2 protein-coding genes are annotated in these 243 nt (G+C 61.3%); both read left to right on the top strand.

The window, feature by feature from the left end:
* The first annotated feature begins 6 nt into the window (after positions 1-6).
* A complete protein-coding gene (locus tag ACTFO6_RS19500) occupies positions 7-144 on the top strand; it encodes a Kae1-like domain-containing protein (protein ID WP_439935962.1) in 138 nt (45 codons plus the stop codon).
* Positions 145-159: 15 nt separating this feature from the next.
* Positions 160-243 (top strand): HypC/HybG/HupF family hydrogenase formation chaperone (locus ACTFO6_RS19505; protein ID WP_439935963.1); only part of this gene is annotated, 84 nt, incomplete at its 3' end.

Consider the following 243-nt stretch of genomic DNA (forward strand, 5'->3'; position numbering starts at 1 on the left):
GTCCTGCTGGAACAGGTGACGGCGCGGCTCAAGGCCATCGGCTTTAAGGTACTGACCCACCGGCATGTGCCTCCGAACGATGGCGGGCTGGCGCTGGGACAGGCTGCTGTCGCTGCGGCAAGATCGCTGACCAATAGCCAATAGGGAAAGGAGGGAAGGATGTGCTTGGGAATCCCGGGGCAGATCGTGGAAGTGACCGATTCCGACAAAAAGCTCGCCATCGTCGATGTGGGAGGCGTCAGG

It is taken from the genome of Pelomicrobium sp. G1, from assembly GCF_051905455.1.
Taxonomy (GTDB): Bacteria; Pseudomonadota; Gammaproteobacteria; order Burkholderiales; family UBA6910; genus Pelomicrobium.